Source organism: Mycolicibacter minnesotensis (assembly GCF_010731755.1).
In the GTDB taxonomy this organism is placed as follows: domain Bacteria; phylum Actinomycetota; class Actinomycetes; order Mycobacteriales; family Mycobacteriaceae; genus Mycobacterium; species Mycobacterium minnesotense.
The window spans coordinates 2,734,901-2,758,442 of record NZ_AP022589.1; the positions used below are offsets into that span (position 1 = coordinate 2,734,901).

23 protein-coding genes, 1 tRNA gene and 1 pseudogene are annotated in these 23,542 nt (G+C 67.0%); 18 read left to right on the plus strand and 7 right to left on the minus strand.

The window, feature by feature from the left end:
- Positions 1-47 precede the first annotated feature (47 nt).
- The gene (locus tag G6N09_RS12710) at positions 48-1,196 is read right to left on the minus strand and encodes an acyl-CoA dehydrogenase family protein (protein WP_083025818.1); all 1,149 of its coding nucleotides are present in this window, start codon (positions 1,194-1,196) and stop codon (positions 48-50) included.
- Positions 1,193-2,908: an acyclic terpene utilization AtuA family protein gene (locus tag G6N09_RS12715; protein ID WP_083025815.1), complete on the minus strand. Its 1,716-nt coding sequence runs from the start codon at positions 2,906-2,908 to the stop codon at positions 1,193-1,195. The genes G6N09_RS12710 and G6N09_RS12715 overlap by 4 nt, the downstream gene beginning before the upstream one ends.
- Positions 2,909-3,234: 326 nt before the next feature.
- Here G6N09_RS12715 and rpmF point away from each other — a divergent pair, with 326 nt between their 5' ends.
- From rpmF to G6N09_RS12745, 6 genes and pseudogenes are all read left to right on the plus strand, one after another.
- The gene (rpmF, locus tag G6N09_RS12720; RefSeq protein WP_083025813.1) at positions 3,235-3,408 is read left to right on the plus strand and encodes a 50S ribosomal protein L32; all 174 of its coding nucleotides are present in this window, start codon (positions 3,235-3,237) and stop codon (positions 3,406-3,408) included.
- Between the two features lie 64 nt (positions 3,409-3,472).
- Positions 3,473-4,165, plus strand: coding sequence for a response regulator transcription factor (locus tag G6N09_RS12725; RefSeq protein ID WP_046190438.1), 693 nt, complete (start codon positions 3,473-3,475; stop codon positions 4,163-4,165).
- Positions 4,165-5,559 (plus strand): annotated as a pseudogene (locus G6N09_RS12730) (ATP-binding protein); the annotation flags it as partial. The gene G6N09_RS12725 and the pseudogene G6N09_RS12730, both read left to right, overlap by 1 nt.
- Before the next feature lie 113 nt (positions 5,560-5,672).
- On the plus strand, positions 5,673-7,082 hold the full coding sequence (locus tag G6N09_RS12735; RefSeq protein ID WP_083025809.1) for a S1C family serine protease: 1,410 nt from the start codon (positions 5,673-5,675) through the stop codon (positions 7,080-7,082).
- Between the two features lie 47 nt (positions 7,083-7,129).
- On the plus strand, positions 7,130-7,624 hold the full coding sequence (locus G6N09_RS12740) for a MogA/MoaB family molybdenum cofactor biosynthesis protein (protein ID WP_083025806.1): 495 nt from the start codon (positions 7,130-7,132) through the stop codon (positions 7,622-7,624).
- Positions 7,625-7,883: 259 nt separating this feature from the next.
- Positions 7,884-8,282 carry a large conductance mechanosensitive channel protein MscL gene (locus G6N09_RS12745; protein WP_234807004.1) on the plus strand — a complete coding sequence of 133 codons (399 nt, stop codon included), beginning with the start codon at positions 7,884-7,886 and terminating at the stop codon, positions 8,280-8,282.
- Between the two features lie 6 nt (positions 8,283-8,288).
- Here the strand turns inward: G6N09_RS12745 and G6N09_RS12750 are convergent, their stop codons facing one another.
- From G6N09_RS12750 to G6N09_RS12760, 3 genes are all read right to left on the minus strand, one after another.
- Positions 8,289-8,939, minus strand: coding sequence for an SAF domain-containing protein (locus G6N09_RS12750; RefSeq protein ID WP_083025801.1), 651 nt, complete (start codon positions 8,937-8,939; stop codon positions 8,289-8,291).
- A 66-nt stretch (positions 8,940-9,005) separates the two neighbouring features.
- Entirely contained in the window at positions 9,006-9,365 is a 360-nt protein-coding gene (locus G6N09_RS12755; protein ID WP_083025799.1) for an FmdB family zinc ribbon protein, read from the minus strand.
- A gap of 106 nt (positions 9,366-9,471) precedes the next feature.
- Positions 9,472-10,068: a 5-formyltetrahydrofolate cyclo-ligase gene (locus G6N09_RS12760; RefSeq protein WP_234807003.1), complete on the minus strand. Its 597-nt coding sequence runs from the start codon at positions 10,066-10,068 to the stop codon at positions 9,472-9,474.
- A 73-nt stretch (positions 10,069-10,141) separates the two neighbouring features.
- Between G6N09_RS12760 and G6N09_RS12765 the strand changes: the two genes are divergently transcribed.
- The 8 genes from G6N09_RS12765 to G6N09_RS12795 all read left to right on the plus strand — a co-directional run bounded on the left by G6N09_RS12765 (position 10,142) and on the right by G6N09_RS12795 (position 16,505).
- Complete coding sequence (locus tag G6N09_RS12765; RefSeq protein ID WP_083025797.1) at positions 10,142-11,053, plus strand: UTP--glucose-1-phosphate uridylyltransferase; 912 nt, start codon at positions 10,142-10,144, stop codon at positions 11,051-11,053.
- A 50-nt stretch (positions 11,054-11,103) separates the two neighbouring features.
- The gene (gene glp / locus G6N09_RS12770; RefSeq protein WP_083025794.1) at positions 11,104-12,366 is read left to right on the plus strand and encodes a molybdotransferase-like divisome protein Glp; all 1,263 of its coding nucleotides are present in this window, start codon (positions 11,104-11,106) and stop codon (positions 12,364-12,366) included.
- A 10-nt stretch (positions 12,367-12,376) separates the two neighbouring features.
- A complete protein-coding gene (locus G6N09_RS12775; protein ID WP_083025792.1) occupies positions 12,377-13,039 on the plus strand; it encodes a GNAT family N-acetyltransferase in 663 nt (220 codons plus the stop codon).
- A 146-nt stretch (positions 13,040-13,185) separates the two neighbouring features.
- A complete protein-coding gene (sepX, locus tag G6N09_RS12780) occupies positions 13,186-14,373 on the plus strand; it encodes a divisome protein SepX/GlpR (protein WP_083025789.1) in 1,188 nt (395 codons plus the stop codon).
- Positions 14,374-14,422: 49 nt separating this feature from the next.
- Positions 14,423-14,495, plus strand: a tRNA-Ala gene (locus G6N09_RS12785).
- A gap of 135 nt (positions 14,496-14,630) precedes the next feature.
- Positions 14,631-15,512 carry a hypothetical protein gene (locus tag G6N09_RS12790; protein WP_083025786.1) on the plus strand — a complete coding sequence of 294 codons (882 nt, stop codon included), beginning with the start codon at positions 14,631-14,633 and terminating at the stop codon, positions 15,510-15,512.
- A gap of 205 nt (positions 15,513-15,717) precedes the next feature.
- Positions 15,718-15,873: a hypothetical protein gene (locus G6N09_RS19520; protein ID WP_165756583.1), complete on the plus strand. Its 156-nt coding sequence runs from the start codon at positions 15,718-15,720 to the stop codon at positions 15,871-15,873.
- Complete coding sequence (locus G6N09_RS12795) at positions 15,873-16,505, plus strand: Fic family protein (RefSeq protein ID WP_083025784.1); 633 nt, start codon at positions 15,873-15,875, stop codon at positions 16,503-16,505. Before G6N09_RS19520 ends, G6N09_RS12795 begins: the two co-directional genes overlap by 1 nt.
- A gap of 100 nt (positions 16,506-16,605) precedes the next feature.
- Here G6N09_RS12795 and G6N09_RS12800 read toward each other — a convergent pair whose 3' ends face one another.
- Both G6N09_RS12800 and G6N09_RS12805 read right to left on the minus strand, forming a co-directional pair.
- A complete protein-coding gene (locus tag G6N09_RS12800; protein WP_244959508.1) occupies positions 16,606-17,373 on the minus strand; it encodes a MinD/ParA family ATP-binding protein in 768 nt (255 codons plus the stop codon).
- A 433-nt stretch (positions 17,374-17,806) separates the two neighbouring features.
- On the minus strand, positions 17,807-19,627 hold the full coding sequence (locus tag G6N09_RS12805) for an amidohydrolase (protein ID WP_083025781.1): 1,821 nt from the start codon (positions 19,625-19,627) through the stop codon (positions 17,807-17,809).
- Between the two features lie 197 nt (positions 19,628-19,824).
- Between G6N09_RS12805 and G6N09_RS12810 the strand changes: the two genes are divergently transcribed.
- Genes G6N09_RS12810 through G6N09_RS12825 form a run of 4 tightly spaced genes read left to right on the plus strand, consistent with a single transcriptional unit; the run spans position 19,825 to position 23,528 of the window.
- Entirely contained in the window at positions 19,825-20,895 is a 1,071-nt protein-coding gene (locus G6N09_RS12810; protein WP_083025779.1) for a phosphotransferase family protein, read from the plus strand.
- Entirely contained in the window at positions 20,895-21,959 is a 1,065-nt protein-coding gene (locus G6N09_RS12815; RefSeq protein ID WP_083025776.1) for a TIGR03857 family LLM class F420-dependent oxidoreductase, read from the plus strand. The genes G6N09_RS12810 and G6N09_RS12815 overlap by 1 nt, the downstream gene beginning before the upstream one ends.
- The gene (locus tag G6N09_RS12820) at positions 21,949-22,656 is read left to right on the plus strand and encodes a TetR/AcrR family transcriptional regulator C-terminal domain-containing protein (protein WP_083025775.1); all 708 of its coding nucleotides are present in this window, start codon (positions 21,949-21,951) and stop codon (positions 22,654-22,656) included. The genes G6N09_RS12815 and G6N09_RS12820 overlap by 11 nt, the downstream gene beginning before the upstream one ends.
- Positions 22,653-23,528, plus strand: coding sequence for an SCO6745 family protein (locus G6N09_RS12825; protein ID WP_083025773.1), 876 nt, complete (start codon positions 22,653-22,655; stop codon positions 23,526-23,528). The genes G6N09_RS12820 and G6N09_RS12825 overlap by 4 nt, the downstream gene beginning before the upstream one ends.
- The last annotated feature ends 14 nt before the right edge of the window (positions 23,529-23,542 follow it).

Below are 23,542 nucleotides of genomic sequence, written 5' to 3' on the forward strand. Positions count from 1 at the left end.
ACGATTCAGAGCGGAGCCTGCGGAGCGATGCGGAGGAGGGGGAGTAATCATGATTGGTATCCCAGGGTCTTGGCGGCCAGTGACGTCAGAATCTCGGTGGTTCCTCCGCCGATGCCGACGATGCGCATGTCCCGATACTGACGCTCCACCTCGGATTCGGCCATATAACCCATACCGCCGAACAGCTGCACCGCCTGGTTGGCCACCCATTCACCCGCCTCAACCGCGGTGTTCTTGGCGAAGCACACCTCGGAGATCAGGAAGGATTCGCCGGCTAGCTGACGCTCGACCACGTGGCGGGTGTAGACCCGGGCCACGTCGATGCGTCGGGCCATCTCGGCCAGCGTGTTCTGCACCGCCTGCCGCGAGATCAACGGCCGCCCGAACGTTTCGCGGTCCCGGCACCACGCCAGGGTCAGGTCCAGGCAGCGCTGCGCACTGGAGTAGGCCTGGGCGGCCAGTCCGACCCGCTCGGAGACGAAGGCCCCGGCGATCTGGGCGAAACCGGTGTTCTCGGCACCGACCAGGTTCGCCACCGGAACCCGGGCGTCGACGTAGGACAGCTCGGCGGTGTCCGAAGAGCGCCACCCCATCTTTTCCAGCTTGCGACTCACCTCGAAGCCCGGTGTGCCCTTCTCGACCACCAGCAGCGACACCCCGGCCGCCCCCGGCCCGCCGGTGCGCACCGCGGTGACGACATAATCACCGCGCACCGCGGACGTGATGAAGGTCTTGGAGCCGTTGACCACGTAGTGGTCCCCGTCCAGGCGTGCCGTGGTGCGCAGGTGCCCCACATCCGAGCCGCCGCCGGGCTCGGTGATGGCCAGCGAACCGATCTTCTCGCCGGCCAGCGTGGGCCGGACAAACTCCTCGATCAGCCGAGCATCACCCGAGGCGATCATGTGCGGTACGGCGATACCGCAGGTGAACAGCGAGGCGAACACCCCGCCCGGTGCGCCGGCCTGATGCATCTCCTCGCAGACGATCACCGCGTCGGCGCCGTCGCCGCCGCTGCCGCCCACCTCTTCGGGGAAGCCCGCACCCAGCAGGCCTATCTCTGCGGCCTTGTGGTGCAGTTCGCGGGGTAGTTCGCCCGAGCGTTCCCACTCGTCGACGTGCGGCAGGATCTCGCGTTCGACAAAGCCCCGAACAGTCTTGCGGAGCGCCAGGCGCTCGCTGGTGGTCCAGATACTCACAGTTCCCCTTCTGACAGCAGCTGTTCGGGTATCTCAAGATGACGACTACGCAGCCATTCGCCCAGTCCCTTGGCCTGCGGGTCGAAACGAGCCTGGTAGGCCACGCCCTGCCCGAGGATGCCCTCGATGACGAAGTTCACCGCGCGCAGTTTCGGCAGCAGATGGCGGGTGACCGGCAAGGCGGCGGTCTCGGGCAGCAGTTCGCGCAGCTTCTCGGTAGTCAGGGTGTGGGCCAGCCAGCGCCACTGCTCCTCGGTGCGAACCCAGACTCCGACGTTGGCCGAGCCGCCCTTGTCGCCGCTGCGGGCGCCGGCGATCGCCCCCAGGGGCGACCGACGGCTGGGGCCGGCCGGTAGCGCCTCGGGCAGCTCCGGCTCGGCAGCCGCGGCGAGTTCCAGGGTCTGCGTGGCAGACGGGATGTCCACCCGAGTCCCGTCGGCGTGCACGGCGACATGAGGCACCTGGGTGGCATCGACGTATCCCGGGGTGAACACCCCATAGACCTGGCCGTCACCGGGCGGGGCGGTCACGCAGAAACCGGGGTAGCTGGCCAGCGCCAACTCGACACCGGCGGCGGAGAACCTGCGGCCCACGTTGGCCGGGTCGGGGTCGCGCACCACACAGTGCAGCAGGGCACTGGCGGTTTCCTCGGTGTCGGCGTCGGGGTGGTCGGTGCGCGACAGTGTCCACTGCAGCTCGGCCGGCCGCACGGTCATGGCCGCTTCGAGCTGGCTGCGCACCAGCTCGGCCTTGGCCTCGATGTCCAGACCGGTCAGCACGAAGGTGGTGGAGTTGCGGAATCCGCCGATGCTGTTCAGCGACACCTTGTAGGTGGGTGGCGGTGCTTCGCCGGTCACACCGGAGATCCGTACCCGGTCCGGTCCGTCTGAACTCAGCTCGATGCTGTCCATCCGCGCGGTGACGTCGGGATTGGCGTAGCGCGCCCCGGTCACCTCATAGAGCAGCTGCGCGGTGACGGTGTCGACGCTGACCAGTCCGCCGGTGCCGGCGTGCTTGGTGATCACCGAGGAGCCGTCGGCGTGGATCTCGGCGAGCGGGAATCCGGGATGCAGCAGCTTCTCGGTGGGAATCTCGGTGAAGAAGGAGTAGTTGCCGCCGCTGGCCTGAATGCCGCACTCGATCACGTGGCCGGCAACCACCGCCCCGGCGAGCTGGTCATAGTCCGTTCGGCTCCAGCCGAAGTGGGCGGCCGCGGGCCCCACGATCACCGAGGCGTCGGTGACGCGGCCGGTGATCACCACGTCGGCTCCGCCGGCCAGGCACTCGGCGATTCCCCAGGCGCCCAGATAGGCGTTGGCGGTCAGCGGGGTGCCCAACCCCAGCTCTGCCGCACGCGGCAGCAGGTCGTCGCCTTCGACGTGAGCGACGCGGGCCGGTATGCCGAGCCGTTGCGCCAGCTCACGCACCGCGTCGGCCAGGCCGGCCGGATTGAGTCCGCCGGCGTTGGCCACGATGCGCACACGCTGGTCCACGGCCAGCCCGAGGCACTGTTCGAGCTGGGTCAGGAACGTTTTGGCGTAGCCACGCTCCGGGTGCTTCATCCGGTCGCGGCCCAGGATCAGCATGGTCAGTTCGGCCAGGTAGTCACCGGTGAGATAGTCCAGTTGGCCGCCGGTGAGCATCTCGTACATCGCGGCGTGGCGGTCGCCGTAGAACCCCGAGCAGTTACCGATCCGAACGGCTGCTGTCATCCCCACATCCCATCCCTCAACCAACCGGTAGGTTAGCCGGTACCGCGGGTGCCGCGTCAAGGTCCGGCGAGCCGCACCGGGCCCGTCTTCGAGCCTCGCGGGACCGCCGGGCCTGTGCGGCGGTCCCAGTTTCGCCTCTCCTTCGTCGAGGCTCGCTGAACCGCGGTACCAATGCGGCGGTCCCAGTTTCGCCTCTCCTTCGTCGAGGCTCGCTGAACCGCCGGACCCGTAATTTTGGAGCCGACGCTGGTCACCGGCTATCCTTTCGGATAGTCCCGCCGCTGGAATTCGAGCGGCACTATGCCAACAACAGGAGAGGCTCGACCATGGCCGTGCCGAAACGCAGGATGTCGCGTGCGAACACTCGTAGTCGCCGCGCGCAGTGGAAGGCTGAGGCAACCGGCCTGGTCAACGTGACCGTCGCCGGCCGCGCCCACAAGATTCCGCGTCGCCTGCTCAAAGCCGCACGCCTGGGCCTCATTGACCTGGATCGCCGCTAAATAGACTCCGACACGATCGGCTCCTGACCCTCCAGATCGCCTTTCGGATGATTGGATAGCACCCATGGCTACCCGGGTACTGGTTGTTGATGACGATCGCGCTGTGCGCGAGTCGTTGCGTAGGTCTTTGTCGTTCAATGGTTACTCGGTCTCGCTGGCCACCGACGGCGTCGAGGCGCTGGAGGCGATCACCAGCGAGCGTCCGGACGCGATGATCTTGGACGTGATGATGCCGCGGCTGGACGGACTGGAGGTCTGCCGTCAGTTGCGCAGCACCGGTGACGACTTGCCGATCCTGGTGTTGACGGCGCGTGACTCGGTGTCCGAGCGGGTCGCCGGCCTGGATGCCGGCGCCGACGACTACCTGCCCAAGCCGTTCGCTCTGGAGGAACTGCTGGCGCGGATGCGGGCGCTGCTGCGCCGCACCACCGCCGAGGACCTGTCCGACTCCGTGGCGATGTCGTTCGAAGACCTGACCCTGGACCCGGTGACCCGCGAGGTCACTCGTGGCGACCGGCAGATCAGCCTGACCCGCACCGAGTTCGCGCTGCTGGAGATGCTGATCGCCAACCCGCGCCGGGTGCTGACCCGCAGCCGCATCCTCGAGGAGGTGTGGGGTTTCGACTTCCCCACCTCGGGCAATGCGCTGGAGGTCTACATCGGATACCTGCGCCGCAAGACCGAAGCCGAAGGGGAGCCGCGGCTGATCTACACCGTCCGCGGGGTGGGTTACGTGCTTCGTGAGACTCCCCCCTGATGCAATCGTTCCGCCGCCGGCCGGGTGAAGAGGCGAAGAACACTTCACTGTCGCTGCGCTGGCGGGTGATGCTGCTGGCGATGTCCATGGTGGCGTTGGTGGTGGTGTTGATGGCGGTGGCTGTCTATGCGGTGATCTCGGCAGCGCTCTACAACGACATCGACAATCAGCTGCAGAGTCGCGCCGAGATGCTGATCGCCAGTGGCTCGTTGGCCGCCGATCCGCGTAAGGCGATCGAGGGCACCGCGTACTCCGACGTCAACGCCATGCTGGTGAATCCGGGGCGCTCCATCTATACCGCCAACCAGCCCGGGCAGCGGCTGCCGGTCGGGCAGCAGGAGAAGGCCGTGATCCGCGGCGAGCTTTTCCTGTCCCGGCGCACCGCTTCAGGTCAGCGGGTGCTGGCGGTACATCTGCCCAACGGCAGCACACTGCTGATCTCCAAGAGCCTCGCGCCCACTCGTGCGGTGACGATGAAGCTGCGCTGGGTGCTGCTGGTGGTCGGCGGCGTCGGTGTGGTGGTTGCCGCGGTGGCCGGCGGAATGGTCACCAGAGCTGGGCTCAGACCCGTAGGCCGCCTGACCGAGGCCGCCGAACGCGTGGCGCGCACCGATGACCTGCGACCCATACCGGTCTACGGCAGCGACGAGTTGGCCCGGCTCACCGAGGCGTTCAACGCCATGTTGCGGGCACTGGCCGAGTCACGCGAGCGGCAGGCACGACTGGTGGCCGACGCCGGACACGAACTTAAGACCCCACTGACGTCCTTGCGCACCAACGTCGAGCTGCTGATGGCCTCGGCGGCACCGGGAGCTCCGCAGCTGCCCGAGGAGGAGATGGCCGAACTGCGTGCCGACGCCATCGGCCAGATCGAGGAACTGTCAACTCTGGTAGGCGATTTGGTGGACCTCACCCGCGACGACCAGCGCGAGGTCGCCTACGAGCAGGTGGACATCACCGAAGTCGTCGACCGCAGCATGGAGCGGGTCCGGCGGCGCCGCAACGACATCGAATTCGAAATCCAGGTGGTGCCGTGGTGCGTTTACGGCGACGCCGCAGGTCTGTCGCGTGCGGTGCTGAACCTGCTCGACAATGCGGCGAAGTGGAGTCCGGCGGGTGGTGTCGTGGGTCTGCGGATGCGCCAGCTCGACCCGACGCACATGGAGATGATCGTCTCCGACGAGGGGCCCGGGATCCCGGAGAGTCAACGGGAATTGGTCTTCGAGCGTTTCTACCGCTCGGACTCGGCCCGCGCCATGCCCGGGTCTGGACTGGGCCTGGCGATCGTCAAACAGGTGGTGCTCAAACACGGTGGGGCGATCACCATCGGTGAGACCCGACCCGGCGGGCATCCGCCTGGTACAGCGTTCCGGATGGTGCTGCCCGGCGGTCCCACGTCGGCGCAACCGGTACTGGCCTCGGCAGTCACAGGCGCTTCTCAGTCCATGTAGGCATGGTGGTGAGGCAACGTCGCCTCAAGTCGTGTCCCTAGGAGTAGGCAACAAACATGACGAATTACCCCGGGTACCCCCCGCCGCCTCAGCAACCGGAACGGTCCACCCCGACCGGCGCTCCGGCGACCAATCAGGGCGGGCACTCCGGCTACCCGGGACGTAGCGCCCAGGGCTCCTACCCCCCGCCCTACGACTGGCGCTACGCCCAGCCGCACCAGCAGGCCACCTACCGTTCGGCTTATGACGCCACCTATGGCCGTCCTGGCGCGGGCGGGGCTCCGCAGCGGCGTTCCTCTCGTACCGGGGGACTGGTGATGGGGGCGGTCGCCATCGCGGCGATGTCGGGTGTGCTGGGCGGCGTGGTCGGTTCGGCGTTGCATTCCGAGCGCAAGCCTGCCGCCAACGGCCCCACGTCGAGCATTCAGGCCCCGGGGGTACCGGCCGCGGTGAATCTGCCGGACGGTTCGGTGGAGAAGGTCGCCGCCAAGGTGGTGCCCAGTGTCGTCATGCTGGAGACCGATCTGGGCCGCCAGTCCGAGGAGGGGTCGGGCATCATCTTGTCGGCTGACGGACTGATCCTGACCAACAACCACGTCGTTGCCGCAGCGGCTGCCAGGGCCGACGCGGGCAGCAAACTCGACCCGGGCACCAAGCCCGATCCCGGCAGCAAACCTGACCCTGGCGTTAAGTCGGCGCCGAAGACCATGGTGACCTTCGCCGACGGACGGACCGCCCCGTTCACGGTGGTGGGTACCGATCCGGCCAGCGACATCGCGGTGGTGCGCGCCCAGGGCGTCTCGGATCTGACCCCGATCACCATCGGCTCCTCAGCGGACCTGCGGGTGGGCCAGAACGTGGTGGCGGTCGGCTCGCCGCTTGGCCTGGAGGGCACCGTGACGACGGGGATCGTCAGCGCGCTGAACCGTCCGGTCTCCACCAGCGGCGAGGCGGGCAACCAGAACACCGTCTTGGACGCGATCCAGACCGACGCCGCCATCAACCCGGGTAACTCCGGCGGTGCGCTGGTCAATATGAACGGCGACCTGGTCGGGATCAACTCCGCGATCGCCACCATGGGCGGAGATTCCGCCGACGCCCAGAGCGGCTCGATCGGCCTCGGCTTCGCGATCCCGGTGGACCAGGCCAAACGGATCGCCGATGAGCTCATCAACTCGCCGGATCACACCGCCTCCCACGCCTCGCTGGGGGTGCGCGTCACCAGTGAGCGCAGCCTGCACGGCGCCAAGATCGTCGAGGTGGTGCCTGGTGAGGCGGCCTCCAAGGCCGGTCTGCCCGAGGGCGCGACGGTGACGGCGTTCGACAAGCGACCCATTGGCAGCGCCGATGCTCTGGTGGCCGCGGTGCGCTCCAAGGCACCCGGTGATCAGGTGACGCTGACCTATCTCGATGCCGCCGGAGCGTCTAAGACCGCGCAGGTCACGCTGGGCAAAGCGCAGCAGTAGGCGGGTTGGTGAGTCCGGTGTCGCAATCCGGATATACGGTTGCACCCATGGAGCAGTCCCGAGAACTGGCCGGCCGCGCACTCGTGGTCGTCGTTGACGACCGCACCGCCCACGGCGATGAAGACCATAACGGCCCTTTGGTGACCGAACTGTTGGCCGAAGGCGGATTCATGGTCGACGGTGTGGTCGCCGTGGCCGCCGACGAGGTGGAGATCCGCAATGCGCTGAACACCGCCGTGATCGGCGGGGTCGACCTGGTGGTTTCGGTCGGCGGCACCGGGGTCACCCCGCGCGACGTCGCACCCGAGGCCACCCGCGAGATTCTGGACCGTGAGCTGCTCGGCATCGCCGAGGCGTTGCGGGCGTCCGGCTTATCGGCCGGGATCGCCGAAGCCGGCCTGTCACGCGGTCTGGCCGGGGTCTCCGGCAGCACCCTGGTGGTCAACCTGGCCGGGTCCCGCGCGGCGGTGCGTGACGGGATGGCGACGCTCAATCCACTGGCGGCGGCGATCATCGGCCAGCTGTCCAGCCTGGAGATCTAGGGCGAGCATGCCCGGCCTCGAAGAGCATCAGGCGTCGTCCGACGAGCGTGACCCGGACGAGGCCCGCGAGGCCGCCGAACGCGACCGGTGGCTGCGCGACAACGTGCCGCCACATCACGGTTGAGATTCAACTTCTCGAAATCCCTCGTACGCACCCGACGGCGGCTACTACGGTTCGCCGTGAGCGGCGTGGCGCCGCTTCGCAGTGCATCCGTACGGAAGGGGAGTTGCGGTGCTCAAGGGGTTCAAGAATTTCCTGATGCGTGATGACGTCATCACCGTTGCCATTGGTCTGGTCGTCGCGCTGGCGTTCTCCAACCTGGTCGAAGCCTTCACCAAATCGGTGATCAACCCGTTGGTCTCGGCCACTCAGCCGAATACCGGCGGGCTCGGATTGGGCTATCAGTTGGGGGAGGCCGGCAATGAGGCGACGTTCGTCGACCTCGGCGCGTTTATCTCGGCGATCATCTACTTCATCGTGTTCATGGCGACCATCTATTTCTTCATCGTGTTGCCCTACAAGCACATCCAAAAGCGGCGCGGAAAGTCGGTGTTCGGCGACGAGCCGCCGACCAAGGCCTGCCCGGAGTGCACGTCCGAGATCGCCGCTGAAGCGACCAAGTGCAAGTTCTGCGCCAGCTCGCAGCCAGCCGCCTGAGGCCGTTCAGCGCAGGGTGAGTGTGATGGCCTGACCCAGCGTGGCGCCGGCCACCGCCACCGCGGCGGTGGCCGGCAACGCCACCAGCACCACCCGGTCGTCGTGATTGTGTTTGTCGGACACCAGAACCACGATTCCGCCGCTGGCCAGCACCTGCGCGGGCGGGGATGCACCGGCCGAATCATCTGGTCCGGCCGTCACCACATCCACCACATCGCCGGGCCGCACCAAGTCGATCAGGGCGGCGTCGGCAGGGTGCACGCCCACGATGCGGGCCCCAGGCCCGGCGGTTGCCTCGGTGAGTCGACTACCCAGCAGGCGAACGTCGGTAAGGATCTCTCCACGGCGGGCCGGACCCGCCAAGGTGGCCTGCGCCACCGCGGCCACCTCGGTGACGGCGCCGTCGGGAACTGTTTGGGCAGAGCGGCTTTCGAGTAAGACGTCGTCGCGGGTCACGGTGGTGCCGGGTGCTATGTCGCGAGCCGCCACCACGACGTCGACCCGGTCGCTGTGCGGGTCGGAGCGCAGTGCCGCGACTCCGGCCAGGACCACCAGCGCTCCCGCTGTCACCCGGCGTGCCCGCACCGTACGGGTCCAGTCCGGGTGCAGAGCCTGCGTGACCCGGCTGATCAGGGTGGGGTTGAGCGAGCCGGCCATGGCCTCACGCTAAGCGGCCGGTCCGCCGCGGATCGTCGGTCCGGGCGCCGGCCTGTGGATAACGGGTCAGCTGGCGGTGGTGGCCGTGGCTGGGGTGGTGCTGGCCTTGGTGCTGTCGCCGGACTTGCTACCACCGTCGCCGGCCGGTTTGGCGCTGCTGTCGCTCGACCCGCTGCTGGAGTCACTGGAGGACGTGGAGGCGGCGGCACTGCTGCTGGTTCCCGAGCCGTTCGACGTCGACTTGCCCGCTTCCCGGCTGTCGTTGCGGTAGAAGCCGCTGCCCTTGAAGACCACGCCGACCTTGCCGAAGATCTTGCGCAGCCGACCGTTGCACTGCTCGCACGTGGTCAGTGCATCGTCGGTGAAGGCCTGGACCACGTCGAAGCGGTTGCTGCACTCGGTGCAGGCATAGCTGTAGGTGGGCACGTGAACCTCCGTGGATCGAACAATCGGATTAGCACTCTACCGTGCTAAGTGCCAGAACCACTATGTGGCCTTCCTCATTCCTGGCCTCATTCCCGGCCGCGCCGGCTCAGCCCAGGTCCACCAGGCCCAGCCCCGGCGTGAGGGCGTGCGTCATCGGCACGTCGTGGGCCTGCGCGGGCACGGTGTCGAGCAGTTCAGCGTCGCGCACGACGGCGACCAGCGGGATCTGCGGCCGGCGCCAGGGCAACGAGCGGTCGTAGAAGCCGGCGCCGCGGCCCAGCCGCATCCCCCGGCGGTCGACGGCCACCGCCGGCACCACGATCAGGTCCGCCTCGGCCAGCGTCTGCGGCGGCAGCCACGGGGCGGGTGGTTCGAGTAGGCCGAACCGGGCGCTGGTGAGCGAATCCGGCTCGAATCGGCCCCACCACAGAGCCAGGGGAGTGCCGTCGTCCTCCGTGCGGACCACCGGAACCAGCACCCGTACGCCACGACGTGCCAGCGCGGCAAGCATCACGGGGGAGCCTGGCTCACTGCCCACCGGCACATAAGCGCAGACCGTGTCGCCGTCGCGCGCCAGCGCTTCGAGGTGTCCGGCCAGCGCCGCGGCCTCGGCGGCGTGCGCCTGCGGGTGCAGTGCTCGTCTTTCGGCGAGCAGTCGTGCCCGCAACGCAGACTTGGCAGCCACCACCGCGTCGTCGGTCACGGCAACCAGAGTGTCAGCTACGGCTCGCCCACCGCCAGCCGACGTCAAGTTGATTGCGGTTATCGTGTGAGCAATGCCCACGCCGAAGGTCCCCATTCCCCGCACCGCCATTGTGCCGGCGGCCGGTTTGGGGACCCGTTTCCTGCCCGCCACCAAGACGGTGCCCAAAGAGCTGCTGCCTGTCGTCGACACCCCCGGTATCGAGCTGGTGGCCGCCGAGGCGGCCGAGGCCGGCGCCGAGCGGCTGGTGATCGTCACCTCCGAAGGTAAGGACGGCGTGGTCGCGCACTTCGTCGAAGACTTGGTGCTGGAAGGCACGCTGGAGGCGCGCGGCAAGAAGGCGATGCTGGCGAAGGTCCGTCGCGCCCCGGAACTCATCAAGGTCGAGTCGGTGGTGCAGGCCGAGCCGCTGGGCCTCGGCCATGCCATCAGCTGTGTCGAGCCCACCCTGTCCCCGGACGAGGACGCGGTCGCGGTGCTGCTGCCCGACGATCTCGTGCTGCCCACCGGTGTGCTGGAGACCATGTCCAAGGTCCGGGCCCGCCGGGGCGGCACCGTGCTGTGCGCCATCGAGGTCACCCCCGAGGAGGTCAGTGCCTACGGGGTCTTCGATGTCGAGGCGCTGCCCGACGCCGACAACCCCGACGTGATGCGGGTCAAAGGGATGGTCGAGAAGCCCAAGACCGGCGATGCGCCGTCGATGTATGCCGCCGCTGGCCGCTATGTGCTGGACCGGGCGGTGTTCGACGCCTTGCGGCGCATCGACCGCGGCGCGGGTGGCGAGGTACAGCTCACCGATGCGATCGCGCTGATGATCTCCGAGGGGCATCCGGTACACGTGGTGGTGCACCGGGGCTCGCGACACGATCTGGGAAATCCGGGCGGCTACCTCAAAGCTGCGGTTGACTTTGCCCTGGACCGCGATGACTACGGTCCGGATCTGCGTCGGTGGTTGGTCGCGCGACTGGGCCTGGCGGAGAACTGAGCTGACGTCAGCCCGCATTGGACCGACGCTGCAACGGAGAAAGGCACACCGTGCGTTCGGTTGAGGAGCAGCAGGCCCGGGTCGCGGCTGCCGCGGTGGCGCCCCGCCCGGTCCGGGTGGCGATCGCCGAGGCGCAGGGATTGATGTGCGCCGAAGAGGTGGTTGCCGAGCGGCCCATGCCCGCCTTCGATCAGGCCGCCATCGACGGGTATGCGGTGCGCAGTGTCGACGTGCTGGGCGCGGACGCGATCGGTGAGAGTGCGGGCGGGCGCGATGACGCGGTCGTCACACTGCCGGTACTGGGTGTCATCGAGGCAGGAGCGCGGACCCCCACCCGGCTACAGCCGAAGCTGGCCACCCGGATTCAGACCGGAGCGCCCATGCCGATCCTGGCCGATGCGGTGCTGCCCCTGCGCTGGACCGATGGCGGCACCTCTCGGGTGCGGGTGCTCCGCGGCGTCCGTCCGGGCGACTATGTGCGGCGCGTAGGCGATGACGTGCAGCCCGGTGATGTCGCGGTGCGTGCCGGTACGGTCGTGGGCGCCGCCCAGGTGGGCTTGTTGGCGGCGGTGGGGCGTGACCGCGTGCTTGTGCACCCGCGCCCGCGCCTGTCGGTGTTGGCGGTGGGCGGCGAACTGGTCGACGTCAACCGGACGCCCGGCAATGGGCAGGTCTACGACGTCGACTCCTACGCGCTGGCCGCTGCCGGCCGGGACGCCGGCGCGGAGGTGAACCGCGTCGGCATCGTCAGCAATGACCCCAAGAAGCTGCGTGAGGTGGTCGAGGGCCAGCTCACTCGGTCCGAGGTGGTGGTGATCGCCGGTGGGGTCGGCGGTGCGGCGGCCGACGAGGTGCGTGCGGTGCTCTCTGACCTGGGGGACATGGAGGTCGCCCGGATCGCCATGCATCCCGGTTCGGTGCAGGGATTCGGTCAGCTCGGCCCCGAGGGGGTGCCGACCTTCCTGCTGCCCACCAACCCGGTCAGTGCGCTGGTGGTGTTCGAGGTGATGATCCGTCCGCTGATCCGGCTGTCGCTGGGCAAGCGTGAGCCGATGCGCCGGATGGTGCGGGCCCGCACCCTGGGCCCGATCGCGTCGATGCCCGGGCGCAAGGGCTTCCTGCGGGGCCAGCTGATGCGCGACGAGGACAGCGGCGATTACCTGGTGCAGGTGCTCGGGGCCACCGGCGGCACCTCGTCGCACCTGTTGGCCACGCTGGCCGAGGCGAACTGCTTGGTGGTGGTTCCCGAGGAGGTCGAGCAGATCGAGGCCGGCGAGCTGGTGGACGTCGCTTTCCTGGCCCAGCGCGGCTGAGCCCGGTTCCATGTTGGTCAATCTGTGGCCGTTCAAGGCCGTTGAGCGCCCCGGCTGGCCGAGTGTGCTCGGGCCGCTGCGGGTGGCGGCCGGGGTGATCCGGCTGCGGCCGGTGCGGATGCGCGACGGGGTGGCGTGGAGTCGGATCCGGATGGCCGACCGCGGCTATCTGGAGCAATGGGAGCCCAGTGTGGAGGTTGACTGGGTGACCCGGCACGGCAGCGCCTCCTGGCCGCCGTTGTGCTCCAGCCTGCGCACCGAGGCCCGCTACGGGCGGATGCTGCCGTATGTCGTCGAACTCGACGGCCGGTTCTGCGGCCAGCTGACCGTGGGCAACATCGCCCATGGCGCGCTGCGGTCGGCCTGGATCGGCTACTGGGTCTCCAGCGCGGTGGCCGGCGGAGGTGTGGCGACCGGGGCGGTGGCGCTCGGGCTGGATCACTGCTTCGGGCCGGTGGGCCTGCACCGCGTGGAGGCCACGGTGCGGCCCGAGAACGGGGCCAGTCGAGCCGTGTTGGAGAAGGTGGGATTCCGCCAGGAAGGCCTGCTGAAGCGTTACCTCGACGTCGACGGCGCGTGGCGGGATCACCTGCTGGTGGCGATGACGGTCGAGGAGGTTGCCGGGTCGGTGACCTCTCGGCTGATCCAGTCCGGCCGGGCCGGCCGGGTCTGACGCATTTTCGGGCAATTGTTACGCGTGTGATAGTTGTGACTTACGAGGTCAACGAGTAAATTACATCTGTGTAATTGGTTCGGCGCGTCGTCCGAGGCCGTGTCGCTTGCACGCCTAGCCTTGGCTCGGAAAGGAGCAGGCCAACCATGCCCAGCATCCCCCAATCTTTGCTCTGGATCTCCCTGGTCGTCCTCTGGCTGTTCGTTCTGGTGCCGATGCTGGTCAGCAAGCGTGACGCAGTGCGGCGGACCAGCGACGTGGCGTTGGCGACCCGGGTGTTGACCAGTGGGTCCAGCGCCCGCCTGCTCAAGCGCGGCGGCCCGGCCGCCGGTCACCGCAGCGACCCCGACTGGCGCCACAGTGCCGACGACCTCGACGACATCGATGAGGTCGACGAAGCCGAGGGCGAGCACGCCGAGGGCGGCTCGCGGGTGTTCGTCGCCGCCGCCGCGGTGTTCGTCGCCACCACCGAAGCGCAGGTGGGTGAGCAGGCCGAGCTTGACTACCTCGACGTCGACGTCGTCGCCGAGGACTCCGGCGAGCTGCTGTTGTCGGACGCCGGGCTGGCTGCCGAGGCTCAGGCGGCCCAGGCCCGAGCGCGAGCTTTGGCTCAAGCGCAGGCGCATGCCGCTGCCGAGGCGGAAGCACTCGCCGCGCAGGAGGCCGCCATGGCGGCCGAGGCTTTGGCGGCCAAGGCGGAGCCCGAACCGGCGTCGGACGAGGACGAGTACGAGGCTGCCGGTGAGGAACCACTTGCCGAAACCGAAACCGAAACCGAAACCGAAGCCGACGGCGAGACCGAGGCCGAGGCCTACGAGTACGAATACGTCGAAGACAGCTCAGGCCTGGAGCCCGAGGCGGAGTCCAGCCGGTCTCGGGTCTCTGGCGTCTCGGCGCGGGGCCGACGCCCGCGTGCCGACACCGCGGCCGTGGTCAGCGCGCGCAAGTACGAGTTCCGCAAGCGGGTGCTGATGTCGCTGGCGGTGGTCCTGGTGCTCTCGACGCTCACCGCCTTTACCGTGGCGCCTTCGGCCTGGTGGATCTGTGCCGGCGCGGCCGGCGCGACGGTGCTCTACCTGGGTTATCTGCGGCGTCAGACTCGCATCGAGCAGCAGGTGCGGGCGCGCCGCGCCCGGCGGACCGAGCGGCCGCGCACGCAGCGGCCCAGTGCCCACTCCGACGCCTTCGAGGTCGTTCCCTCACGGCTGCGCCGTCCGGGCGTGGCGGTGCTGGAGATCGACGACGAGGACCCCGAATTCGAACACCTGGAGTACACCTCGAGTGCCGGCCGCTACGGCTGGCGGGACAACCTGGCGCGCGCCGCCGGTCAGTAGGTCTCGGTTTCAGAGGGCCGGCCGGGGGCTGGTAATCTCTTTCCGGTCAGGGGCTATAGCGCAGTTGGTAGCGCGTCTCGTTCGCATCGAGAAGGTCAGGGGTTCGATTCCCCTTAGCTCCACAGGATAAAACCCCCTCTCACCGGCGTTGGGTTAGGTGAGGGGGGGTTTCGCGTTTCCGGCGTAGCGGCGCCAAGGCCTCGCCGAGGCCACCGGGTAGCGTGGAATCTCCTGCTCGGTTACTACCCTCATCGCGTATGCAACCTGAGCAGATGGCAGTGCCGGATGACCACCGTCAACGTTGGGTAGAGGCGACCTACAAAATCCGCGCAAATTCGTTGCTCTTGAGCCGGATGGTCGACCCACTACCTGAAAGTGGCCTCGCTAGCGCGGATGCGCACTACCCGTGGGAGAAGGCATCGGCATGGGCCAGTTCGTACCTCGATGCAGGCTTCGAGCATCTCAATCTGTGGGCCGACCGCGTCGCACCCTACAAATTTGACGAAAGCACCGTGCACAACGTCGCCTACCGTCCGTATCTCCTGTTGGCCCGAGCAGGACTTGAATCCGCAGCTCACGGCTTGTGGCTGCTCGACGTACCGGACTCCGCCGAGTGCGTTGGGCGACACGTCCGAATGATGTACCGGGATCTCGGCTACTTCATCAAGGCGCGAAAAGCGGGCGAGATGGATAGGTCGAAGATCGAGGCGCAGCGGCAGACTCTGGTGGATCGTGCTAAGGCAAAGCTGCCTGACGTAACCATCACAGAGAAGCTGCCGGGATACGAGGACATTGTTAGGTACGCCGCGACTGCGCAGGACCAAGACCCTGATCGGTGGGCCTACTTGTGGAATCTGGCAAGTGGAGCGGGACATGGCCAGAACTGGTTCTCACTGGAAGGTTATTTGCTGGAACTCGGCGAAGAATATGAACCCGGCTATCACCGAGCTGTGCGATTGCCCGATGTAGTTCCGCTGACTGAGATGATCGAGGCAGCCACAGCTACGCTGCAATATGCAACCTTTCGGTGGGCATATCTTGCCGGATACCCATATCGGGAAATGTCTATCCAAGCGGTATGCGAGGTCTTTGAACGCATGCCAAAGATCACCGATCAGCCTCCATCTGCCGAAACGTGAATCTGTTCCAGCGCAGCAGCGCGATGGCGGTTCAGTACATCCGCGCGACTTTCCGATCGTCGGGGAAAGGTCGGCGTAGTTGTCGAGGTTCATCGCTGATGATGCATGGCCGAGCATGGTTTGCAACGCTTTGACCGCCGCGACACCGCGGCCCCTTTACGGTTGCTTGTGGCCCGATAGACTCGTGTGAACTCAAGGGGGCGTGATGACCAAGCAAAGCATGTCAGTGGCCGCCCGCCGCAGGTTCGTCTCGCGCTCCACCAAGGCTTCGGCTCGGCTAGAGCAGCGCGTTGTGCCGGCCGACCACGTTCGCTCGATCAAGGTTGAAGAGTTCCTGGCGTCGTTGAGCGTTAAGGGCTGATGGCCTTCCAGGCCGACTACGGTGAAACGCTCGCCACCGAAGAAGAGCGCGAAGCGCTGACCGCTCGAGCGCGCGAAGTGCTCGGTGAACCGATTCGCAAGGCCGATCTCTACGATCTCGAACAACAGATTCAGGATGAGATCGCTGATGATCTCATGGGAAAGGTCTTCGCCGGCTCCCTGACGGTGTCCGATTTGCTCACGGACCACTTCGTCCGTGACCTTCATCGACGGCTTTACGCCCTGGTCTGGATGTGGGGTGGGCGTCAGCGTTCGCGCGAGACCAACATCGGCATTGCGCCCGAACGTATCGCGGTTGAATTGCGTAGCTCACTTGAGTCCTTGCTCTATCGATTTCGGCACCAAGGTGACCTGACCCCACGTGCCCTGGGTATCGCCGCGCATGCCGCCATCGTGCACATCCATCCCTTCATCGATGGGAACGGGCGCGTGACGCGACTACTTGCCGACCTCGTGTTCGTGGCTGCTCAAGAAGACGGCCCCATGTTGGGCTATGACTGGGATGTCGACCGTGAGATCTACATTCGTCTGCTCAGGCAGTACGACCGGACGCTTGACCCGACTGACCTGGTCGAGTTCATCCCGGTCTTCGAGCCAACAGACGAACGTTAGGTGCCCCGTTTGTGGCGCTACGACATTCGCAGTGGAGCAATCCAGGGGTTCGATTCCCCTTAGCTCCACAGAGTTCGTCTAGTTCAGTCGCACGCGCCCGTCAGTTCAGCCGCGAGGATTTGCGGATATGTTGTTCCGCCAGCGTCGCCGCAATTTCGTACAGCCGCAGCCGGCTCTGCGGGCGTAGCTCGTTCTGGGTGTCGATGATCCCGCCTTTGGCCAGGTAGGGATCGTAGGGCATGTACTCGGCACGAATCTCGGCCTCGGTGAACAGATCGATGAGATAGCTTCGCGCCAGCGGATTGGTGTGGTTGCGGCTGTTGTTGAGGATGACCATCGACCGCGACAACAGTTCGTCGTAGGCCATGGAACGCAGCACATCGATGGAACGGGCGACCGGCATGGAACTGTCGCCGGTGAGCCCGGAGACAAAGATCAAGGCGTCGCAGGAGTTGAACACCGCTTTCATCACCGGATGATCCAGATTGTCCGATGTGTCGATCAGGACGATCTGGTGAGTGCGGCGCAGACGGGTGAGTGCCTCGGTCAGCATCGACGGCACCAGCGGACGAGGCTGGTCGGAGGTCTGATTACCCGACAGCACATCCAAGCCGATGTTGTTGTGGCCAAGATGCTCTCGGATGTCGGTGTAGCCCGCAACAGGGGTCTTGGCGATGATGTCGGCGTAGCCGTCGGGGGAGCCGGCGTCGATCCGGTCGGCCAACGTTCCGAAGCCCGGTGCGGCGTCGATCGCCACGACGTTGTCAGACCGGCATTCCCGAAAAATGCCGCCGATGCAGGTGGTCAGCGTGGTCTTGCCTACGCCACCTTTGCCGGAGACCACGCCGATGACCAAGTGCCGGTGCATGTGCTGACGGATCTGCTCGCGCAGTGAGCGGTAATGCTGTTCGATCCGGGATTCCCCGGCGTTGATGCCGTGGAATGAGGCCTCATAGACGAGTTTTCGCCAGCCGGAGGCCGGTGCGGGTTTGCGCGGTGCGGGTGGATCCGGAATATGCAGGATTTCAGAGATCGGGTAATACCTTTGGGAACGCCGACCTGCCTCGCTTCGATTCCGCCGGGTGCCTGACTGATTCGAATGCCGATGCGAACCCGGTTCCGTGCTGGGAGTGCTCCACTCGGGCGGCATCGGTGACGATCGGTGCAGGTCGGTCACGATGAATTAGTAGCACGGCTGGTCAATTTCTCAGCCGTGGTTTATGGCAGTAAGACACAACTGTATGCCGGCCGTTACGGTCCTGCGGCCGATCCGGTACCGAGGCGCTCGCGGCGGCGGGCCGCTACACCCGGTGCCGGATTCGCCCGTTCATCATCGTCAAGGTGACGCGAGCAGTGTGGATGTCATGCGGATCGATCTCCAGAATGTTCTTGTCCAACACGATCAGATCGGCCAGCTTGCCCACTTCCACCGAGCCGACTGTGTCATCGAGGCGGATCTGATAAGCCGCGCCCATGGTGTTGGCGTACACCGCCTCCGCCACCGACAGCACCTGGTCGGCCGGCGCCAGAACCGCGGCCTCCGGGTCGCCCACGAGCTGGCGCGTGACGGCGATCTGGATGGAATCCAGCGGTTTGTAGGTGGAGTAATAGCCGGCCGCGGGCCAGTCGGTGCCCAGCGAAACCCGGCCGCCGGACTTCAGAACGTTCTGGATGCGATACAGGAGGTCTTGACGCGGTGGCCCGTAGCGGGCGGCCATGTTCGTGACGGTGTCGGGATCGGCTGACATCCAGTTGGCGGAGAACTGGGCGATGACATCGAGTTCGCCGAAACGCTGACTGTCGGGGTCTTGCACGTAGACCAGATGGGCAACGGTGTGCCGGCGATCGCGCAGTGGGTTGGCGGCGATAGCGTCGCCGATCGCATCGAGTGCGGTGCGCGCTGCACGCTCTCCGCACGCGTGCACGTGGACATCGAAACCCGCGGCATCGACGTCACCGACCACCTGTCGCCATTGGTCGTCGGTGAACGGCGATGAGCCTGTGCTGTCCGGCTTGTCGGCATAGGGGTCGATGAGCCAGGCCGTGTAGCCGCCCTGGGTGCCGTCGCCGATCAGTTTGACCACGTTGACGGTGACCAACTTGGAGGAGATCCGCTCGCGCAGCGCCAGAAGATTTTGCACGACGTCATCGACCGGGGGTGATTTGACCAGGTAGGAGGCGACGACGCGGAACGGCAGGAGGCCCTGGTCGTCGAGGTGCGTGTAGATCGCAAGGAGGTGGGCCTGCTTGCCGCCGACCGGCGGAACGCCGGCGTCGAAGATCGAGGTGATGCCGGCTTCGGAGGCCCGCGGGAGCCAGCCCTCCAGGAGCCGCATCATGCCGACGGGATTGATCGGATCGATGGCGTTGACGAGGCTCAGCACCGCATCGGTCTCAAGGATGTATCCGGTGGGCTCGCCCGCGTCGTCTCGCGCGTAATAGCTGAAACCAGGTACCGGGTCTTTGGTCTCGCGGTTGACGCCGGCAAGTTCCAGCGCCCTGCTGTTGGCCCATAGGCTGTGGCCGTCGATGGCGAAGAAGAAGCCTGGGCGGTCGGGCAGGATGGCGTCGAGCTCGTAGCGGTTCGGCCCGTTTGGGCCGAACATGTCGATCCGCCAACCGAAGCCGCGAACGGGCCCGTACGGATTCGCCGCCGCGTATTCGCCGATCGCGGCGAGTGCGTCTGCGCCGGTGGGCAATTGAAGGTCGACGCCGTGGCTCAGAAATGCCCCGAGAAAGGGATGGATGTGTCCCTCGACGAAGCCGGGCATCAGTAGTTGGCCGTCGAGGTCGATCATCGTGGTGTCCGGCCCGGCAAGTGCCAACGCGCCGGCGGTGTCACCCACGTAGCTGATCGTATCGCCGGTTACGGCAACGGCTTCCGCCCACGGAGCGGAATCGGAGACGGTGTAGACCCGGCCATTGTGGAACACGTAGTCCACCGGCGAGGTCGGCGAGCTGGGGGAGGATTCTCCGTCGAGCGGGGCCGGACCTGGCGTCGAACATGCACTGGCCGTTGCCCCGGCGACCACCAGCGCTGCGGTGGCCCGCAACACGGTTCGGCGGGTGGTCACGGTGTCGTACTTGGCGAAATGCGGTGCCCACTCGCACGCGCTACACATGTTGTCTCTTCTGGTCGGGGGCCAGGTCGCGTTCCAGTGTCGCATCGGCGCTTGCCGTTGGACGGGTATCCGCGCCGAAGCTTCCGCCCCGCGCCACCCGTTGACATACCCGCCGCACTATTTAGATACTGATTATCAAAATTCGTATCAGAACTTTGGGGAGGCCTCATGCTTCAGTGCGGTGCCGCGGGGCCGGCGTGAACACCGAGCTACCGATCCCCGCCGGGCCAGACGACGTCACCGCGTCGTGGCTGTCAGCGGTGCTGGCCCGCCCTGTGTCTGCCGCCGATGTCGTCCCGGTCGGGACAGGTCAGACGGGCGCGACGTATCGGGTGACGCCGCGTTACAGCGGTCCCGCCGGCGACGCGCCCGCGACCGTCGTCGTGAAGCTGCCGTCCCAGGACCCGGACGTCCGCCAGCGCGTAGCGTTGGGTTACGCGGCCGAGCACGCCTTCTACGAACACGTCGCGAACACCGTCGCTGTGCCGCTGCCCACCGTGTATCACTGCGCTGTCGCCAACGGCGGAGCCGACTTTGTCCTGGTGATGGCCGACCAGGCCCCGGCGGTCCAAGGCGATCAGATGGCGGGGTGCGAGGTGGCCGCCGCACGTGTCGCGGTGCAGGCCCTGGCCGGCCTGCACGGGCCGCGGTGGTGTGATCCAGCGTGGCTGGACTTCCCCGCAGCAACCATGCCGATGGCCGATGCGGGCTTTGCAGCGGGCATGGGACAGATCGCACGATCGGCGTTCGACATCATGGTGCAGCGGCTCGGGCCGAGGCTGGACTCGGCAGACCGCGACACCCTGCGCAGCGTCGGCGACGTCGTCGAACCGTGGCTGCTCACCGCGACAGAACGCTACTGCCTCTTGCACGGCGATTATCGCTGCGACAACCTGCTGTTCGATCCCACGACCGGAGCAGTCACCGTCGTCGACTGGCAGACCCTGTCGGTCGGGCTGCCGGCCCGCGACCTGGCCTACTTCCTGGCGACCAGCCTGCTGCCGGAGTACCGACGCGAACACGAACGCGACCTGGTGGCGGCCTATCACGCGGCCCTGATATCGCATGGCGTTGCCGGCTATTCCTTCGCGCAGTGCTGGTCCGACTATCGGCTTGGCCTGCTGCAGGCTCCATTGCTGACCGCTCTCGGTTTCGCCTACGCAGCGGTCACCGAACGGGGCGACACCATGGTGCTGACCATGCTCGCTCGCGGCGCCCAGGCGATCCGTGACCACGACACCCTCCAACTGATCGGGGAGCTCAACTGATGCTTGAGCCGATCAGCGCCGCAGCCCCGCCCCGCTTGCTCGACGAACTCGGCTACTACCTGATGGCCGGAGCAGGTGGCGAGGGTCCGGCAACCCTGGTACACGAAGCGCAACGCGGCGAGCAGTTGGGCTTCGGCACCGCGTTCCTGTCCGAACGGTGGAACATCAAAGAGGCTTCGTCGCTCAGCGGTGCGGCGTGCGCGGTCACGTCGCGCATGCAGATCGCCACGGCGGCGACCAACCACAACACCCGCCACCCGCTCATCACCGCATCCTGGGCCACCACCATGCACCGGATGTCCGGCGGCCGGTTCACCCTCGGAATAGGCCGCGGAATCGGCCCCATCTATGCGGGATTCGGCATACCCAAGGTCACCACCGCCCAGCTGGAGGATTTCGGGACGGTCATGCGGCGGCTGTGGCGCGGCGAGCTCATCGTCAACCACGACGGTCCCATCGGTGCCTACCCGCTGCTGTTCCTCGACGGGGATTTCCGGGAAGACATCCGACTCGCGCTGGTCGCGTTCGGCCCCAAGACGCTGGCGTTGGGTGGGCGCGCCTTCGACGACGTCATCCTGCACACCTACTTCACCCCGCAGACCATGCAACGCAGTGTCCGCACGGTCAAAGAAGCCGCCGAGCGGGCCGGGCGGGATCCCGGCAGTGTGCGGGTCTGGTCATGTCTGGCCACCGTCGGCGACCATCTCCCCGAAGAGCTGCGCCTGAAGAAGACGGTCGCCCGGCTGGCGACCTACCTGCAGGGTTACGGTGACCTCATGGTCGCGACCAATGACTGGAACCCCGCAGTCCTGCAACGCTTTCGGCAGGATAGCGTCGTGCAGTCCATCGCCGGAGGTATCGACGCCAAAGCCACCGCAGCGCAGATCGAACACATCGCCACCCTTCTTCCCGACGAGTGGCTTGTGCCGGCCGCCACCGGAGCGCCGACCCGATGCGCCCAACGTATCCGCGACGAGTTGAGCTACGGCGCCGACCGCGTCATCTTGCACGGGGCCACGCCTGACGAATTGGAACCCATCGTGGCTGCCTACCGTGCGGGTTGACCGCGGCGCCTCCCGGCGCGGTCGGCCACGGCGGATCGGGACAGAGGCGATAACCCGAGCAGTTCTGGAGATCGGCCCCCAGGACGCCACCATCCGCCGCGTCGCCGAACACCTCGGCGTGAGCCTTCCCGGGCTCTATCACCACGTCAAGAATCAAGACGACCTGCTGAAACTCGTTGCCAGCCAATCCTTGCAGTCCGCGTCGCCGCCCCGCTTCGACGGCAATAAGGATTGGGCGCAGTGGTTGAGGCAGTACGCCATGTTCCTTCGCTCTGCGTTGGCGGCGGAACCCGCCCTATTGGAGAAGTTCATCAGCGGTGCCGCCGAATACGACGGCGAGTTGGACTACGTCGGCCATGCCCTCGACGCGCTGCGTGCCCAAGGATTGTCCGCACGCGATTGCCTGGACGTGTACTCCGCGGTGACCGACTTGGCGATGGGTGCGGTCAGCGAAGCGCATCGCGAGTACGTCCATGCGCGCCAGGGCAATCCATGGCGTGCCCGCCTGTACGCCGCCCTGGAGCGCTCCGATGCCGGCGAGCATGCGACGCTGCGGACCATCGCCGAGGCCGGACTTGATCCCTTCACTGCAGAAGCTTTCGAACGCCGGGTAGAGCTGCTCATCGAGGGCATCGCCGCTCGCTACCGTCTGCCGGCTCCCGCGTCGGGCGCGTCGCCGAGTGAGGCGGAAAGATGAGCGAGCCGTCGCAGGCCCGAGCACTGTGGCGCCTGTTGGAGCCGCTACACGCGGTGGTCTACTTCTCGCCGGAACCCCTGGCCGCACTCGACGCCGCCGGCTACCGCGGCTTCTGGATGGGATATTTCGCGGGTCGGGCCGCGCCGCTGGGTGCGGTCGGCGCCGACGTTGTGCACGCGGCGTTCTACAACTTCTCCTTCGAACGTGTTGCCAAAGCGGTGCCCGCCGCATGGGACTTCGCCCCGCCCGAAGTGGCGCTGCGGGCTCGAGAACACGGCGCCGTCGCAGCACTGCGGCGCCAGCTCGCGGACGCGGCGGACGGCCCCGCGGTGGAGCGTGCGGCCGAACTCGCGTCGCGGGTGGCGGCTGCGGTGCCCCTGGCCGGCCGGGTGTTGGGGGCTGCCAACCATGCACTGCCGCTGCCCGAACAGCCCCTGGCGAGGTTGTGGCATGCTGCCACGGTTCTGCGTGAACATCGCGGCGATGGCCATATCGCGGCGCTTCTGGCCGCCGGCATCGGCGGCCGTGAGTCGCATGTGTTTCATGCCGCGGCCTCGGGCGCCCCGCGCCGCACCTACGAGCTCGCGCGCGGGTTCACCGATGACGAGTGGGCCCGGCTCACCACCGCACTGCGCGACAGGGGGCTGGCCGGAGCAGAGGGACTCACCCCGCACGGTGTCCGGCTCAAGGCGCAGATCGAAGAACAGACCGATCGGCTCGCCGCCCCGGCGTATGACGCGTTGACCGCCGCCGAACGTGACGAGTTGGTCAGCGCATTGCGCCCGTTGACCCGCGCCGTGGTGGCGACCGGCGAGATCCCGCTGGATTCCCCGATGGGGCTGGATCTTCGCCAGGCCCTGAACGGGCAGTGATCGGTAGGATTTCC

What these genes read in the sequence shown, in the direction of transcription:
- G6N09_RS12715 (WP_083025815.1), bottom strand. Translation starts at nt 2,908, where the DNA reads ATGACAGCAGCCGTTCGGATCGGTAACTGCTCGGGGTTCTACGGCGAC.
- rpmF (WP_083025813.1), top strand. Translation starts at nt 3,235, where the DNA reads ATGGCCGTGCCGAAACGCAGGATGTCGCGTGCGAACACTCGTAGTCGC.
- G6N09_RS12725 (WP_046190438.1), top strand. Translation starts at nt 3,473, where the DNA reads ATGGCTACCCGGGTACTGGTTGTTGATGACGATCGCGCTGTGCGCGAG.
- G6N09_RS12735 (WP_083025809.1), top strand. Translation starts at nt 5,673, where the DNA reads ATGACGAATTACCCCGGGTACCCCCCGCCGCCTCAGCAACCGGAACGG.
- G6N09_RS12740 (WP_083025806.1), top strand. Translation starts at nt 7,130, where the DNA reads ATGGAGCAGTCCCGAGAACTGGCCGGCCGCGCACTCGTGGTCGTCGTT.
- G6N09_RS12745 (WP_234807004.1), top strand. Translation starts at nt 7,884, where the DNA reads ATGCGTGATGACGTCATCACCGTTGCCATTGGTCTGGTCGTCGCGCTG.
- G6N09_RS12750 (WP_083025801.1), bottom strand. Translation starts at nt 8,939, where the DNA reads ATGGCCGGCTCGCTCAACCCCACCCTGATCAGCCGGGTCACGCAGGCT.
- G6N09_RS12765 (WP_083025797.1), top strand. Translation starts at nt 10,142, where the DNA reads ATGCCCACGCCGAAGGTCCCCATTCCCCGCACCGCCATTGTGCCGGCG.
- G6N09_RS12775 (WP_083025792.1), top strand. Translation starts at nt 12,377, where the DNA reads ATGTTGGTCAATCTGTGGCCGTTCAAGGCCGTTGAGCGCCCCGGCTGG.
- sepX (WP_083025789.1), top strand. Translation starts at nt 13,186, where the DNA reads ATGCCCAGCATCCCCCAATCTTTGCTCTGGATCTCCCTGGTCGTCCTC.
- G6N09_RS12790 (WP_083025786.1), top strand. Translation starts at nt 14,631, where the DNA reads ATGCAACCTGAGCAGATGGCAGTGCCGGATGACCACCGTCAACGTTGG.
- G6N09_RS19520 (WP_165756583.1), top strand. Translation starts at nt 15,718, where the DNA reads ATGACCAAGCAAAGCATGTCAGTGGCCGCCCGCCGCAGGTTCGTCTCG.
- G6N09_RS12795 (WP_083025784.1), top strand. Translation starts at nt 15,873, where the DNA reads ATGGCCTTCCAGGCCGACTACGGTGAAACGCTCGCCACCGAAGAAGAG.
- G6N09_RS12800 (WP_244959508.1), bottom strand. Translation starts at nt 17,373, where the DNA reads ATGCACCGGCACTTGGTCATCGGCGTGGTCTCCGGCAAAGGTGGCGTA.
- G6N09_RS12805 (WP_083025781.1), bottom strand. Translation starts at nt 19,627, where the DNA reads ATGTGTAGCGCGTGCGAGTGGGCACCGCATTTCGCCAAGTACGACACC.
- G6N09_RS12815 (WP_083025776.1), top strand. Translation starts at nt 20,895, where the DNA reads ATGCTTGAGCCGATCAGCGCCGCAGCCCCGCCCCGCTTGCTCGACGAA.
- G6N09_RS12825 (WP_083025773.1), top strand. Translation starts at nt 22,653, where the DNA reads ATGAGCGAGCCGTCGCAGGCCCGAGCACTGTGGCGCCTGTTGGAGCCG.